We start from the raw sequence: 14,856 nt of genomic DNA, 5'->3' as shown, positions 1-14,856 counted from the left end.
GAAGCGACTTTATTAATATAACATTTCGTTATATTTTCGTCAACAACTTTTTTCAATAAGTTGTTTTTCGTTTATTTCTTTTGTTACCTTTCGTGGCAACGGATATAAATATACCAGTTTGATTATTAAAATGCAATAGTTTTTCTAATAAAATTTTTAACTTAGTAAAAAAGTATAAAAACAGCACCTTTCTTCTATATAAGTATAGTTTTTTAATCTGACATCCATTTAATGAGCAACAATCTCACTTTCCTTTTAATAGAAGATTTCTCTCCCCTCAAATAAAGAAATAAAAAAAGCTTTGGAGAAATCTCCAAAGCTTAGTCTTGTTTATGGCGCATAGCTGGGAATAATAGTACGTCACGAATAGATGGTGCGTTTGTTAATAACATAACAAGACGATCAATACCGATTCCTAATCCGCCCGTAGGAGGCATACCATACTCAAGAGCTTCGATATAGTCATCATCCATCATATGAGCTTCATCATTACCTTGCTCACGTTCTTTTAATTGAGCTTCAAAACGTTCCTTTTGATCGATTGGATCATTTAGCTCAGTGAATGCATTTGCATGTTCACGAGCAACAATGAATAATTCGAAACGATCTGTGAATCGTGGATCTTCATCATTCTTTTTCGCAAGTGGTGAAATCTCTACCGGATGACCGTAAATAAATGTCGGTTGAATTAATTTATCTTCTACTTTTTGTTCGAAGAATTCATTAATAATATGACCAACTTCCATTGTATTCTTAATTTCTACATTATGTTCTTTCGCAAGTTCACGCGCTTCTTCTACACTCATTGGATTCCAGAAATCTGCTCCAGAGTGTTGCTTAATTGCATCTACCATATGAAGACGTGTCCATTCCGGTTCTAGATTAATTTCATAATCACCATATTGGATTGTTGTTGTACCCAATACTTTTTTCGCGATATGAGCAACCATATTTTCTGTTAGTTTCATAATATCATTATAATCAGCGTACGCTTCATATAATTCAATCATCGTAAACTCAGGGTTATGACGAGTTGATACACCCTCATTACGGAATACACGGCCGATCTCATAAACTTTTTCTAATCCGCCCACAATAAGACGTTTTAAATGAAGTTCAATTGCGATACGCATATATAATTCCATATCTAACGCATTATGGTGTGTAGTGAAAGGACGAGCAGACGCTCCGCCCGCAATCGCGTGCATCATAGGCGTTTCTACTTCAAGATAACCGTTGTCATCTAAATATCTTCTCATTTCACGAATGATTTTACTACGGGTAACGAACGTTTCACGGCTTTCCATACTTGTAATTAAGTCCAAGTAACGTTGACGATAGCGTTGTTCAACATCTTTTAATCCATGGTATTTATCCGGTAATGGACGAAGAGATTTCGTTAAAAGTGTAAATCCTGTTGCTTTTACTGAAAGTTCTCCAACGTTTGTTTTGAATACTTTACCTTCAATACCTACTAAGTCACCTAAATCCGCTGTCGTAAATAACTCGTACTCTTCATCTCCAACAGTATCTTTACGAACATAAATTTGAACTTGTCCATGTAAATCTTGAATGTGCGCAAATCCCGCTTTTCCTTTACCGCGTTTTGTCATAATACGACCAGCGATAGAAACAGTGATTTCTTTCTCTTCTAATTCTTCTTTAGAAAATTCTCCATATAGACTTACTAAGTCAGTTGTTGAATTTGTGCGTTCAAATCGTTTACCGAACGGATCGATTCCTTGCTCACGTAAATTATGTAGCTTTTCACGACGAACAAGCAATTGGTCGTTTAATTCTTCGTGGTTCATGTTATCCATGATATTGATATCACTCCAGCTCTATAAATTTTTACAATATATACAGTATAGCATTTTCTACTCAACTAGAAAAACTGCCAGCAACTAACTGGCAGTTCTTCTTTCTTTCACGTAATTATAGGAAGTGTATAGAAGAATGTCAATCTCCTATGCCCCCTTATTAACCAACATAAATTGTTTGTTGTTTCGCTTCTACTTCTTCTACAAATGCACCTAATAAATTCGCAAGGTCTTCACGTGTGTTACAAATATTGATACCATTGCGCACACTCGCATTACCACGAACACCTTTTAAATACCAAGCTGCATGCTTTCTCATCTCTCTTACAGCGACATTTTCGTTCTTTAAATCGATAAGACGATCTAGATGCAACATACATACATCAATTTTCTCACGCACTGTTGGTTCCGGCATTAATTCACCTGTCTCTAAATACTTTACCGTACGATAAATCATCCATGGGTCTCCAAGAGCAGCGCGGCCAATCATAACTCCATCTACACCAACTTCATCAAGCATACGCTTTGCATCTTGCGGTGTTTCCACATCACCATTTCCGATAACCGGGATATTCACAGATTGCTTTACTTGTTTAATAATATCCCAATCTGCTTTCCCTTCATACATTTGCACTCGTGTACGTCCATGAACTGCTACCGCTTGCCCACCAGCACGCTCAACAGCTCTAGCGTTTTCAACTGCGAAAATATGATCTTCATCCCAACCAATACGCATTTTAACTGTAACTGGTTTTTCAACAGCATCTACAACTGCCGCTACCATCTCATATATTTTATTTGGATCTAAAAGCCACTTTGCTCCCGCATCACACTTAGTGATTTTCGGTACTGGGCAACCCATATTAATATCGATAATGTCTGCTGTCGTATATTTATCTACGTATTTCGCAGCATCTACAAGAGTTTCTTTCTCTCCACCAAAAATTTGTAAACTTAATGGCTTTTCTCTCTCATCGATATATAACATATCTAATGTTCTTTTGTTATTAAGTAATATTGCCTTATCACTTACCATTTCAGCACAAACTAAACCTGCACCAAATTCTTTTACTGTCAAACGGAATGCAGAGTTACACACTCCCGCCATCGGTGCTAGTACAACCGGATTTTTCATCTCAATATTTGCAATCTTTAACACCCGACTTACTCCTTCCTTTACGATCACTTCGGCATCAATTCGTCTATTGAAACGTTTAATGTTTTAGCGACTTCTACTACAAAATCTTGGGAAGGTGATCTATTGCCCCTCTCAACTTCACCTAAAACCGATACAGATACCCCTAATTCTTTCGCAAAACCTTCTTGCGTATAGCCTTTTAGCTTTCGAAAAGCACGAATGCGTCTTCCCCATTTTTCTGCTTCCATACCGTTACTCCCTCTCGCCTTTTCATTTCTTCTACTTGTGAACGTGAAATGTTTTGTTTTATATCTTGATTAATCTCTAACAACGGAACGATAACAAAAGCTCTTTCGAACATCCGCGGATGCGGAACAATAAGATTCTCTGCTTCAATATTTTCTTGATTATATAGTAAAATGTCAAGGTCGATGGTCCTCGGGCCCCACCTAATTTCCCTTTTTCTTCCTAGGTCATTCTCTACCTTTTGTGTTACTTTCAATAATTCTTGTGGTGATAAATTGGTAGAAATTTTTATAACTAAATTTAAAAAGCAATTTTGGTCAGTATAGCCAACCGGATCAGTTTCATATACAGACGAAACATCATCAACTTGGATATGCTGGTTTTTATTTAAAAACTGAATTGCTTCAGTTAAATAAGTATAACGCTCCCCAATATTCGAACCTAATGCAATGTACGCTATATTATTCATGGACGTGCTCTCGTAATTTCTACCGCTACAGCACGATAATGCCCCGGTATCGGCGGATCCGGTTTAATTACCTTAATTGTACACTGTGAAATACTCTCATATTGTTTCAATATATCTGTAGCGATATTTTCAGCGATACTCTCTACAAGCTTATACGTTCTATCTTCAACAACTTTTCTACACAGTTCGAAAAGCTCCCCGTAATTGACAGAATGCTCTAAGTCGTCACTTTCTCCTGCACGTTTTAAATCCAACTCCACCGTTAAATCCACTTTAAATCTCTGACCTAATTTATTTTCTTCTGGGAATACACCATGATAACCGTAAAACTCCATATCATGGATATAAATTTTATCCAATTACTTTACCCCCTTACCAATCATCGCGTCCATCATCTTAGCCATACGCGCCATTTCTTTCACATCATGAACACGGATAAACTCACAGCCCTTTTCAATACCAAGACAAACGGTAGCGCCCGTTCCTTCGAGACGTTCCTCCACTGGTAAATCTAATACATGGCCAATAAAGGACTTTCTTGAAGTACCTAATAGAACTGGGTAACCTAGTACATTTAACTGTTCTAAATTACGCATCGCTTCTAAATTTTGTTCAGGTGTTTTCGCAAAACCGATACCTGGGTCTAAAATAATATTCTCATCTCGCACACCAGCATCTTTAGCAATTTTAATACTTTCATACAAATCAGCAATCATATCAGCCATTAAGTTGCGGTAGTTCATATTACCTCGGTTATGCATTAAGATAATGGGCACATCATAATAGGCTGCAACTTCAGCAATCTTCGGTTCCGCCTTCGCTCCCCAAATATCATTAATAATATGAGCACCAGCTTCAATCGCTTGTTTCGCCACTTCAGCTTTATACGTATCAATAGAAATAGGTAGCTTTACTTCTTTTGACACTGCCTGAATCATTGGAACAACTCGCTTTATTTCTTCTTCTACTGAAACTTTAGCGAAACCCGGGCGGGTAGATTCACCACCGATATCAATAATATGAGCACCTTCATTTTTCATTTCTTTCGCATGGCGCACCGCGGCATCTACTTCGTTGTAACTCCCACCATCAGAAAATGAATCTGGCGTTACATTTAAAATCCCCATAATTAATGTCTTTTCATTTAAATTCAATGTATATTCGCCGCAGCGCAAATCATAATCCCACTTCAAACTAGACATCTCCTCTTCGCAATTCATTTCTGCTCCACAATTTCTCTCTCTGCACTTCATAAAGATCCATAAGTCTTTTTGTAACCACTCCCACTTTACCCGGGAAATCTTTCTCCTCTATACGATAAAGGGGGACAATCTCTTGAATAGAGTTCGTTACGAACACTTCATCCGCTGAAAGCAATTCATCTTTTGTAAAGAAACCTTCCTTTACTTCTATATCTAGCTCTTCAGCAGCCTTTATAATAAACGCACGAGTGATTCCGTTTAAAATCCCTGTTTCTAATGAAGGAGTATATAAAATATCTCCTTTAACAAAAAAGAGATTCGAAACAATACCCTCTGCAACATAACCTGTTTCAGTAAGAAAAATACCTTCCTTATTCACAACATTTCCAATTTCGCGTTTCCCTAAAATATTATTTAAATAATGATGGGACTTCAAGCGAAATGCACCCTCTGGTGTATTTCTCACTTGCTTTAAAATAACTCCTTCTTTTTCCACTACATTCCCTGGAGCTACTAACGGTTTTATAAAAACAATAACAGACGGTTCTTCATATACTTCCGTTTGTAATCCTATTTCATCTATACCCGCCGATACATTTAAGCGCACATATGCATGCTTTAACCCATTCTTAACGAGTAGATTCTTTAAAATAAGCATCACTTCATCTTTTGTCATTGTCCATTTGATTTGCAATATATCGAGCGCATCCATTAAGCGTTCATAATGATCATCCAATAAAAAGGGATGACCATTATAAATACGAAACGTCTCAAAAACCCCAAGTCCATATAGGTAACCGTGATCATACGGAGAAATTTTCGCTTCACTCGCTTCTACATACGCGCCATTTACGTAAATTAACACGATGTCACACTTGGGCTATATTTGCGAATGAAATTCTGTAGCAACTCTTTCCCGTGAGAAGTCATAATAGATTCCGGATGGAATTGTACCCCTTCAATCGGCAACGTTTTATGACGAAGCGCCATAATTTCACCTTCTTCAGTCCAAGATGTTATCTCTAAACAATTCGGTAACGTCTCTTTTTTAACGATAAGAGAGTGATAACGTGTCGCGGTAAATGGATTTGGAATATCAGAAAAAATCGTCTGCCCATCATGATGCATTAAAGATGTTTTTCCATGCATCAAACGCTCTGCCCTGACAACATCCCCTCCAAATACTTGCGCAATTGATTGATGTCCAAGACAGACCCCCAAAATCGGCAGTTTACCTGCAAAATATTTAATAACATCCATACTGATTCCTGCCTCATTAGGACTACATGGACCTGGCGAAATCATTAAAAAATCCGGTTTCATATTCTCAATATCCGAAATAGTCACTTCATCATTACGCTTAACAACAAGCTCTTGTCCAAGTTCTCCAAGAAACTGCACTAAATTAAATGTAAAAGAATCATAATTATCAATCATTAATATCATTTCTCTCACCTAACCGTTTCTTCGCTACTTTCTTTTGCACGCCATAAAGCGATTGCTTTTTTTAACGACTCTTTATATTCATTTTCTGGATTTGAATCAATTACAATACCCGCTCCAGCTTGCACATGCGCTTGTCCATCTTTAGCAAGTAGTGTTCGGATTACAATATTCAATTCCGCATCTCCAGAATAACCAATCCAACCAATTGAACCCGTATAAATTCCTCGGCGAACAGGTTCTAATTCTTCAATAATTTCCATCGTACGTATTTTTGGGGCACCAGTAATTGTCCCACCAGGAAATACAGCCTTCACCAAATCGAAAGCATCCTTATCTGCTTCCACCTCACCACGCACATTAGAAACAATATGCATAACGTGTGAGTATTTTTCAATTACCATAAATTCATCTACTTCAACAGTGCCATATTTACAAACCCGGCCCAAGTCATTTCGTTCTAAATCCACAAGCATTACATGCTCTGCTCTTTCCTTTTCATTTTCAATTAATTCTTTCGCTAATTCTTCATCCTCTTGCTCACTCGCTCCTCGAGAGCGCGTACCGGCAATTGGTCTTGTACTCACTTCTTTTCCTTGCTTTTTAATTAGCAATTCAGGCGAAGCACTAACAATTTGAAAATCTCCAAACTCCAAGTAACCCATATATGGAGATGGATTAATTTCACGGAGACTTGTATATATTTCTAATGGATGTGTTTGTAATGTTCTTTCTTGTCTTGTCGACAAGTTTACTTGAAACACATCACCCGCTCCAATATATTCTTGAATACGTTCAACGGCCTTCATAAAGCCCTCTTCCGTAAAAGCGACTGCTTCATTTTTCTTTTCAGGACATTCAAACGGCATAGTCACTTCGGGGGCTTCTTTCATCCAAAGACCCTTCCATTCATTTAATCGTTCTTCTGCCTCTTCACACTCATCTACATAATGCGTAATAATCCATAATACTCTCTCCTGTTGATCATACACAAACACCTCATCAAATAACAAAAAGAATATGTCAGGTATATTAATATCATCCTTCGCAAGAGAAGAAAGTTTTTCAATATAACGGATACAATCATAACTAAAGTATCCAATTGCCCCACCTTGAAAAGGTGGGTACTCCGGATTATAATCCGTTTTCCATTTCTCCATATACGCTTGCATTAAATCTAATGGATTCCCTCGTTCTATTGTTTCCTTACCACTTTCACTTATATGTAACGTCTCATTCTTACCCTGAATTACCGCTACTGGATCCAGCCCCACAATGTTATAACGACCACCACGTCCACTTTCTAACAAAATATGTTGCGGCTTATCCTGAGAAAGAAATTTATATTGCTTAAAGAAATCTAACTGATATGGAATAGAAAGCGCTAAAGATTTTCTTCGTTGCATATCAACACCCCGTCTTCTGTTATCCCACCCTCTTAAGCCAATCAACTCAAACTACATAAAATTATTTATATAGAGAATGATTATACTTGAGGGCTAGTGAAAATAAATAAATTAATTATACTACTTCTTATTTTACATGAAGTTTTCTAGTCATTCACTCTTTTCCTTTTTCCAATCAAAAAAGAAAAAGCATCCTTTTTTAAGGATGCTTTTCAAATCACATTCAATTATGACTCAAATTGATAAAGTGGTGTACTTAAATAACGTTCACCGTTACTTGGGATAATAACAAGTACCTTTTTCCCTTTACCTAATTTCTTCGCAACTTCTGTCGCTGCATAAACGACTGCTCCCGAAGAGATACCAACTAAAATACCTTCTTCTCTAGCCACTCTTCTCGCATATTCAAACGCTTGCTCCGTTTTCACTTGAATAATTTCATCATATACTTCTACATCCAATGTCTCCGGAACAAACCCCGCTCCAATTCCTTGGATTTTATGTGGTCCTGGCTTCCCGCCAGATAATACTGGTGAATCCGCAGGTTCTACCGCGTAAATTTTGATATCTTTATAAGCTTCTTTCAGTACTTCACCGGCACCTGTAATTGTTCCACCTGTACCAATACCTGCGATAAACGCATCTAATTGATCCCCCATCTGTTCAACAATTTCTGGACCTGTTGTTATACGATGGATTTCTGGATTCGCTTGGTTTTGAAACTGTTGTGGTATAAAGTACCCATGTTCTTCTGCTAATTCAGTTGCCTTTCGAATTGCTCCGCCCATTCCTTCAGGTCCTGGAGTCAATACTAATTCAGCACCGTAAGCGCGTAATAAATTACGACGCTCAATACTCATTGTTTCTGGCATTACTAAAATTGCCTTATATCCTTTAGCAGCTGCTACCATCGCTAAGCCAATACCTGTGTTACCGCTTGTCGGCTCAATGATTGTATCGCCTTCTTTTAATAATCCTTTTTTTTCAGCGTCTTCGATCATAGCTAACGCAATACGATCTTTAACACTGCTCCCCGGATTCATAAATTCTAATTTTAAGTATACATCTGCGCTGTCTGATTCTACGATGCGGTTCAACTTAACGATCGGCGTTTTCCCGATTAATTCTGAAACTGATTGTGCCACTCGCATTCCTGTCACTCCTAACACCGAGTATTTTTATTGGTTTTATCTATATTTAGATTTTGTCAGAAAATTCCCTATTTGTCAATCTATTTGGGCGGCTGATTCTCCACCTAAACTTCTTTATTACAGGTTCTCAATTAGGCTTGTAATATCTTCTTTAGCGAATTTATATCGTTCATTACAGAAGTGACAGTGAACTTCCGTCTCTTCTTCTTCTGCACGAATTTGTTCTAACTCCGCTTTACCTAAACTAATTAGCACACTTTCAATGCGCTCGCGTGAACATGTACAATTAAATTGAACATCCATTGTTTCTAGCACTTTCACTTTATCTTCTCCAAGCACTTCATATAGTAGCTCTTCTGGAGAAAGCCCCTGTTCAATCAATTGTGATACAGGAGGGATTTTTTGCAAACGCTCTTCAATAAATGAAATTGTTTCTTCCTGCGCACCTGGCATAATTTGAAGAATGAATCCACCCGCTGCCAATATGCTATCATCGCCATTTACGAGAACACCGACACCTACAGAAGAAGGTGTCTGCTCAGAAACCGCGAAATAATATGTGAAATCTTCCCCTAGTTCTCCTGAAACAATTGGAGATTGACCGATAAATGGTTCTCGCATACCGATATCTTTAATTACCGTTATAAATCCTTCTGTACCTACCGCTTGATATACACGTAATTTCCCTTGTTCCGTTCCTTCAAAATCAACATGTGGATTCGTTACATAACCACGTACATCCCCATTTGCATGAGCATCGACTAAGATAGGACCAATCGGGCCGTTACCCTCTACTTTAATCGTTAGCTTCTGCTCGCCTTTTAACATAGCACCCATCATTGTACCCGCAGTTAAAGAACGACCAAGTGCCGCTGAAGCTGTTCTCCATGTATCATGACGTTTTTGCGCCTCACTTACTGTATTTGTTGTACGTACACTATAAGCACGAACCTCTCCATTAAACGCTAACGCTTTTACTAAATAATCTTTCATACTTATTTATTCACCCTTCTCATGTTGTAAATTCGCATTACGTTCATATAACATATACAAACCTTTTAACGTTAAAAACGGATCTACAATATCAATTGCATTTGATTCTTCTGAAATTAATTTTGCTAATCCACCTGTTGCAATAACTTTCGGTTCTTGCTTAGCTTCTTCTTTCATACGCTTAACAATACCTTCCACTTGTCCAACGTATCCATAAAGAATACCTGATTGCATTGCACTTACTGTATTCTTCCCGATAACACTACTCGGTTTTGTAATTTCAATACGAGGAAGCTTTGCTGCCCTGCTATATAAAGCCTCTGCCGAAATCATAATTCCTGGCGTAATGACGCCACCCATATAATGCTTCTCTTCGTTAATATAACAATATGTAGTAGCCGTACCAAAATCAACAATAATAAGCGGACTTCCATATAAGTGGATTCCTGCTACTGCATTTACAATTCGGTCCGCGCCTACTTCACGTGGATTTTCATATTTAATATTCAAGCCAGTTTTTATCCCAGGCCCCACTACAAGCGGTTTAATTTTAAAATACTTTTCACACATACGCTCTAAAGCGAACATAATTGGCGGTACGACTGAAGACACAATAATACCTTTCACATCTTCAAAAGAAAGACCTTCATGCTCAAGTAACTGCTTTACAAGCATCCCATACTCATCTTCTGTTTTATGACGATCTGTTTCCATGCGCCAATGCTGACGAAGTTTCCCCTCTTCAAACACACCTAGTACCGCATTTGTGTTCCCTACATCCAATACAAAAATCATATTCTCACCACTTATCTTATTTAATCTTTATTTGTGCAGTATGTATAAAACTTATAAAAACATCATATCACACATACTTATATAATCAGTTTTTCTATACTCATCATTGTACAAAAAGATTACTCTCTATTTCAATTTTTAATAATAGTTTCATTTAAATTCTTTTGCCACTTAAATTCATTCCACAAAAAAAGGAGTGACTATTGTCACTCCTTCGTTTCTTACTTATCTTCTGTATCTTCATCGTCTTTCTTCACATTGATGTTTACTTTCACATCATCTGAAGGTGTTGGACGCTCAGGTAATCTGCCATAATCATATAAATGATTAATTTGCTCTGCATCTAATGTTTCTACTTCAAGTAACGTTTTCGCGATAATATCAAGCTTATCTCGTTTTTCAGTAAGAATTTGTTTCGCACGAGCATAACAGTCTTTAATAATTGTTTGCATTTCCACATCAATTTCATGCGCGATTGCATCACTGTAGTTTTGTTCTGAATGGAAGTCTCTTCCTAAGAATACCTGACCACCTTGTGAGCTACCAAATTGCATCGGTCCAAGCTTATCACTCATCCCGAATTCTGTAACCATACGTCTTGCAATACCAGTCGCACGTTGGAAGTCGTTGTGAGCACCTGTACTTGCTTCACCAAATACAATCTCCTCAGCTACTCGACCACCAAGTAAACCAGTGATTTTATCAAGTAACTCTGGTTTTGTCATGAAGTAACGATCTTCCTTCGGAAGCATTACCGCATATCCACCAGCTTGACCACGAGGGACAATTGTTACTTTATGAACGATATCTGCTTCATCAAGGACAACACCAATTACAGTATGGCCAGCCTCATGGAATGCAACAATATTACGTTCTTTTTCAGAGATAACACGACTTTTCTTAGCTGGACCTGCAATAACACGATCCGTTGCTTCATCGATGTCACTCATATCAATTTTCTTCTTATCTTGACGCGCAGCTACTAAAGCAGCTTCGTTTAATAAGTTTTCAAGATCGGCACCAGAGAATCCTGGTGTACGAGTTGCAATTGCTCTTAAGTTGACATTCTCATCAAGCGGTTTATTACGAGCGTGTACTTTAAGTACAGCTTCACGACCATTTACATCTGGACGATCTACAGTAATTTGACGGTCAAAACGACCTGGACGTAATAATGCTGGATCAAGAATATCAGGACGGTTTGTCGCAGCGATGATAATAATACCTTCGTTTGCACCGAATCCATCCATTTCAACAAGCAATTGGTTCAACGTTTGTTCACGCTCATCATGACCACCGCCAAGACCCGCGCCACGTTGACGTCCTACTGCATCAATTTCATCAATGAAAATGATACAAGGAGCATTTTTCTTTGCATTTTCAAATAAATCACGTACACGGGATGCACCGACACCGACGAACATCTCTACGAAGTCAGAACCACTAATAGAGAAGAACGGAACGCCTGCTTCACCTGCAACAGCACGTGCTAGTAAAGTTTTACCTGTACCTGGAGGTCCCACTAATAGAACACCCTTCGGAATACGGGCACCAACTTCAGCGAACTTACGAGGGTCTTTCAAGAATTCAACTACCTCAACAAGTTCTTGTTTCTCTTCATCCGCTCCAGCAACATCTCTGAAACGAATTTTTTTCTTTTCATCATTGTATAGCTTCGCCTTGCTTTTTCCGAAGTTCATAACACGGCTACCGCCGCCCTGAGCTTGGTTTAATAAGAAGAAGAATAAAATGAAGATAATGACAAACGGAATGATGGAAGTAAAGAACGTCACCCAAGCACTTGTTTCTTCTGCTGGTTGATACTTAACTTCAGCCCCTTGCGCTTTATCATTAATTTTCTTTTGTAATTCCTCAGTATTTGGTGCATAAGTAACAAATTGTTCTCCTTGGCTAGAAGTCTTGAATTGTCCCTTTACCTCAAACACACCATTTTTCGGTTGAAGCTGCACATTACGCACTTCACCTTTTTCAAGTTGAGTAATGAATTTATCGTAGCTAACTGATGTCGTTTTTTGCGTCGAACCATTAAAATAGCTTACGATCCCAATTACTACTAAGAATATCAGTAAATAAAAGATGGTATTACGGAAGATACGATTCATTCCTAACCTCCTCTCACGGCATAAACACTATAGTAAATCGTAACATAGAAAAAATTCCCTATACAATTGTAACGCCTATATTTAATTAATTTGAGTAAACACTTGGTTTTAATACTCCTACATAAGGAAGATTACGGTATTGCTCTTTATAATCTAATCCATATCCTACAACAAATTCATGAGGAACAGTAAATCCAACATAATCTGCTTTCAGATCAACCTTACGGCCTGTTGGCTTATCTAATAACGTAACAATCTTTACAGATTTCGCTTTACGATATTTAAACAGGTCTACTAAATAGCTTAGTGTAAGACCGCTATCAATAATATCTTCGACGATTAAAATATCGCGACCTTCTACAGAAGTATCAAGATCTTTTAAGATTTTTACTTCGCCTGTCGAAACTGTAGAGTGACCATAGCTAGATACAGCCATAAAATCCATTTCAAGATATGTATCTGTTCTCTTTAATAAATCTGCCATAAATGGCATTGCGCCCTTTAGTACACCAATCGCAAGAGGTACTGTATTTTTGTAATCCTCTGCAATAACTGCACCTAGTTCGTGCACCTTTTCCTGTATTTGTTCTTCAGAAATTAATACTTTTTCGATATCTTGATTCATCATTTCATTATCCTCCCGGAAGACTCCTTGCTTTTGTAGTGAATAATCATGTATTTACCCTTCTTTGCTATCTCTTTCGAAGTAGCAAATGCAGATCGTTTCAACAAGGGCACCCAAATAATATTTCCACTTGCGTCACAAACGATCGGCCATTCTTCTCTTTTTTCTTTCGGTACTTTTGCTTCGATAAAAACAGCTTTTATCTTTTTTGTACCAGCCATACCTTGCATTGACATGCGATCTCCATTTTCCCTAGACCGAATACGAAGTGGATACGATATATCATTATACTTAGCAACAAATACTGTTTCATTCATGTTACTCGGTATATCTTCGCTCACCTCTGTTACAAGTTTATCCCCATTCGGCAATATAATTGTCCCAGGTACTGATAAATCTTGCGAAAAAGGAGAAACAATTTCTTGTTTAAATCCAAAACTACATTCTTCGTATGTGCGAACAATTTTCAAACCACCTGGAAAATCCAGTGAACCTGAAGGTTGTGTCCGCTTAAAAAATTCAATCACCTTGTCAATATGTATAGAAGAAAGCGAAGATGGAACCTTATATTCATAAAGATAGTTTAATATTAGTTGAATCCCTCTTCTTTGTAAAGGCATAGACATGGATTCAAAGGCAGGAATTGATAAGCTAATTTGTTTATCGCTTCTTTTTGTAATTACTTTATTCATTTTCTCAAAAGCTAATTCCTGCAAATAAGCCTCATCCTCTTGCATCTGCACGCTAAATTTTTGGAATTTCTCATGCATTTGTGGATTTTCTTCTTTCAAATAAGGAAGGACATATTTACGTAATCGATTCCTTGTATATACTTCCTTTTTATTACTCGGATCTATACGCGGAATAACTTTTAATTTATTACAGTAATCAACAATTTCTTCCTTAGTTACCCCAAGTAACGGCCTAATTAAATATCCATTATGAAAAGAACGCTTCACTGCAATTCCTGCGTATCCTTTCGGAGTACTCCCTCGTACAAGGCGCATTAAAATCGTTTCTACTTGATCATCTCCATGGTGACCAAGAGCTACATATCTCGCATCATATTTCTTCATTATTCTTTCCAAAAATGCATATCTGCATTCTCTAGCAGCAACTTGTGCATTCATTCCATATTGCTGTTGATATTGCGACACATTAATCCTTAGCGTTTCACAAATAACTCCTAGCTCTTTGCAAAGACCCTGTACAAACTGTAGATCCTCATAAGATTCATTACCTCTAAACATATGATCCACATGTGCTACTACAATTTCGAGCCGTTTTTCTACCCTTTTTTCTAGCAAATAATATAAAAGAGCCAAAGAGTCAGGACCACCAGAAACCCCTACAACAATTGTTGAATGTTTCTTTAATACATCATGCTGCTTTACAAAGTCGTCTACCTTTTTAACAAATGCATCTTTCAACTTCGTAATCACCTT

At 37.6% G+C, this 14,856-nt stretch carries 15 protein-coding genes; all 15 read right to left on the bottom strand.

The window, feature by feature from the left end:
- Positions 1 to 320: 320 nt before the first annotated feature.
- The 15 genes from lysS to tilS all read right to left on the bottom strand — a co-directional run bounded on the left by lysS (position 321) and on the right by tilS (position 14,841).
- On the bottom strand, positions 321 to 1,820 hold the full coding sequence (gene lysS, locus FT637_RS26810) for a lysine--tRNA ligase (protein ID WP_193648839.1): 1,500 nt from the start codon (positions 1,818 to 1,820) through the stop codon (positions 321 to 323).
- Positions 1,821 to 1,980: 160 nt separating this feature from the next.
- Positions 1,981 to 2,979 carry a tRNA dihydrouridine synthase DusB gene (dusB, locus tag FT637_RS26805; RefSeq protein ID WP_002159621.1) on the bottom strand — a complete coding sequence of 333 codons (999 nt, stop codon included), beginning with the start codon at positions 2,977 to 2,979 and terminating at the stop codon, positions 1,981 to 1,983.
- Positions 2,980 to 3,002: 23 nt separating this feature from the next.
- Positions 3,003 to 3,206: a helix-turn-helix domain-containing protein gene (locus tag FT637_RS26800; protein ID WP_002009706.1), complete on the bottom strand. Its 204-nt coding sequence runs from the start codon at positions 3,204 to 3,206 to the stop codon at positions 3,003 to 3,005.
- On the bottom strand, positions 3,158 to 3,673 hold the full coding sequence (folK, locus tag FT637_RS26795) for a 2-amino-4-hydroxy-6-hydroxymethyldihydropteridine diphosphokinase (RefSeq protein ID WP_002130229.1): 516 nt from the start codon (positions 3,671 to 3,673) through the stop codon (positions 3,158 to 3,160). Before folK ends, FT637_RS26800 begins: the two co-directional genes overlap by 49 nt.
- A complete protein-coding gene (folB, locus tag FT637_RS26790) occupies positions 3,670 to 4,032 on the bottom strand; it encodes a dihydroneopterin aldolase (protein WP_193648838.1) in 363 nt (120 codons plus the stop codon). Before folB ends, folK begins: the two co-directional genes overlap by 4 nt.
- Positions 4,033 to 4,893, bottom strand: a complete 861-nt coding sequence (folP, locus tag FT637_RS26785; protein WP_193648837.1) for a dihydropteroate synthase — start codon at positions 4,891 to 4,893, stop codon at positions 4,033 to 4,035.
- Entirely contained in the window at positions 4,868 to 5,740 is an 873-nt protein-coding gene (gene pabC, locus FT637_RS26780) for an aminodeoxychorismate lyase (protein WP_193648836.1), read from the bottom strand. The genes folP and pabC overlap by 26 nt, the downstream gene beginning before the upstream one ends.
- A complete protein-coding gene (gene pabA, locus FT637_RS26775; RefSeq protein WP_193648835.1) occupies positions 5,734 to 6,321 on the bottom strand; it encodes an aminodeoxychorismate/anthranilate synthase component II in 588 nt (195 codons plus the stop codon). The genes pabC and pabA overlap by 7 nt, the downstream gene beginning before the upstream one ends.
- A gap of 5 nt (positions 6,322 to 6,326) precedes the next feature.
- Positions 6,327 to 7,724, bottom strand: a complete 1,398-nt coding sequence (gene trpE, locus FT637_RS26770; RefSeq protein WP_193648834.1) for an anthranilate synthase component I — start codon at positions 7,722 to 7,724, stop codon at positions 6,327 to 6,329.
- Between the two features lie 227 nt (positions 7,725 to 7,951).
- Positions 7,952 to 8,875 (bottom strand): cysteine synthase A, encoded by a 924-nt coding sequence (cysK, locus tag FT637_RS26765; protein WP_193648833.1) that lies wholly within the window; start codon positions 8,873 to 8,875, stop codon positions 7,952 to 7,954.
- Between the two features lie 117 nt (positions 8,876 to 8,992).
- Positions 8,993 to 9,868, bottom strand: a complete 876-nt coding sequence (gene hslO / locus FT637_RS26760; protein ID WP_193648832.1) for a redox-regulated molecular chaperone HslO — start codon at positions 9,866 to 9,868, stop codon at positions 8,993 to 8,995.
- A gap of 6 nt (positions 9,869 to 9,874) precedes the next feature.
- Positions 9,875 to 10,663, bottom strand: coding sequence for a type III pantothenate kinase (locus FT637_RS26755; protein WP_193648831.1), 789 nt, complete (start codon positions 10,661 to 10,663; stop codon positions 9,875 to 9,877).
- A 221-nt stretch (positions 10,664 to 10,884) separates the two neighbouring features.
- Complete coding sequence (ftsH, locus tag FT637_RS26750) at positions 10,885 to 12,786, bottom strand: ATP-dependent zinc metalloprotease FtsH (RefSeq protein WP_193648830.1); 1,902 nt, start codon at positions 12,784 to 12,786, stop codon at positions 10,885 to 10,887.
- An 85-nt stretch (positions 12,787 to 12,871) separates the two neighbouring features.
- Complete coding sequence (gene hpt / locus FT637_RS26745) at positions 12,872 to 13,414, bottom strand: hypoxanthine phosphoribosyltransferase (RefSeq protein WP_002124550.1); 543 nt, start codon at positions 13,412 to 13,414, stop codon at positions 12,872 to 12,874.
- The gene (gene tilS, locus FT637_RS26740; RefSeq protein ID WP_193648829.1) at positions 13,411 to 14,841 is read right to left on the bottom strand and encodes a tRNA lysidine(34) synthetase TilS; all 1,431 of its coding nucleotides are present in this window, start codon (positions 14,839 to 14,841) and stop codon (positions 13,411 to 13,413) included. Before tilS ends, hpt begins: the two co-directional genes overlap by 4 nt.
- Between the last annotated feature and the right edge of the window lie 15 nt (positions 14,842 to 14,856).

It is taken from the genome of Bacillus cereus (assembly GCF_015071065.1).
Classification (GTDB): domain Bacteria; phylum Bacillota; class Bacilli; order Bacillales; family Bacillaceae_G; genus Bacillus_A; species Bacillus_A cereus_BA.
This window is presented reverse-complemented; position numbering and strand designations above follow the sequence as displayed.

Excerpts from the sequence above, each read along its gene's own strand:
- FT637_RS26755 (WP_193648831.1), bottom strand. The coding sequence starts at position 10,663 with ATGATTTTTGTATTGGATGTAGGGAACACAAATGCGGTACTAGGTGTG.
- trpE (WP_193648834.1), bottom strand. The coding sequence starts at position 7,724 with ATGCAACGAAGAAAATCTTTAGCGCTTTCTATTCCATATCAGTTAGAT.
- FT637_RS26800 (WP_002009706.1), bottom strand. The coding sequence starts at position 3,206 with ATGGAAGCAGAAAAATGGGGAAGACGCATTCGTGCTTTTCGAAAGCTA.
- lysS (WP_193648839.1), bottom strand. The coding sequence starts at position 1,820 with ATGGATAACATGAACCACGAAGAATTAAACGACCAATTGCTTGTTCGT.
- folK (WP_002130229.1), bottom strand. The coding sequence starts at position 3,673 with ATGAATAATATAGCGTACATTGCATTAGGTTCGAATATTGGGGAGCGT.
- ftsH (WP_193648830.1), bottom strand. The coding sequence starts at position 12,786 with ATGAATCGTATCTTCCGTAATACCATCTTTTATTTACTGATATTCTTA.
- hpt (WP_002124550.1), bottom strand. The coding sequence starts at position 13,414 with ATGATGAATCAAGATATCGAAAAAGTATTAATTTCTGAAGAACAAATA.
- folP (WP_193648837.1), bottom strand. The coding sequence starts at position 4,893 with ATGAATTGCGAAGAGGAGATGTCTAGTTTGAAGTGGGATTATGATTTG.
- pabA (WP_193648835.1), bottom strand. The coding sequence starts at position 6,321 with ATGATATTAATGATTGATAATTATGATTCTTTTACATTTAATTTAGTG.
- cysK (WP_193648833.1), bottom strand. The coding sequence starts at position 8,875 with ATGCGAGTGGCACAATCAGTTTCAGAATTAATCGGGAAAACGCCGATC.
- hslO (WP_193648832.1), bottom strand. The coding sequence starts at position 9,868 with ATGAAAGATTATTTAGTAAAAGCGTTAGCGTTTAATGGAGAGGTTCGT.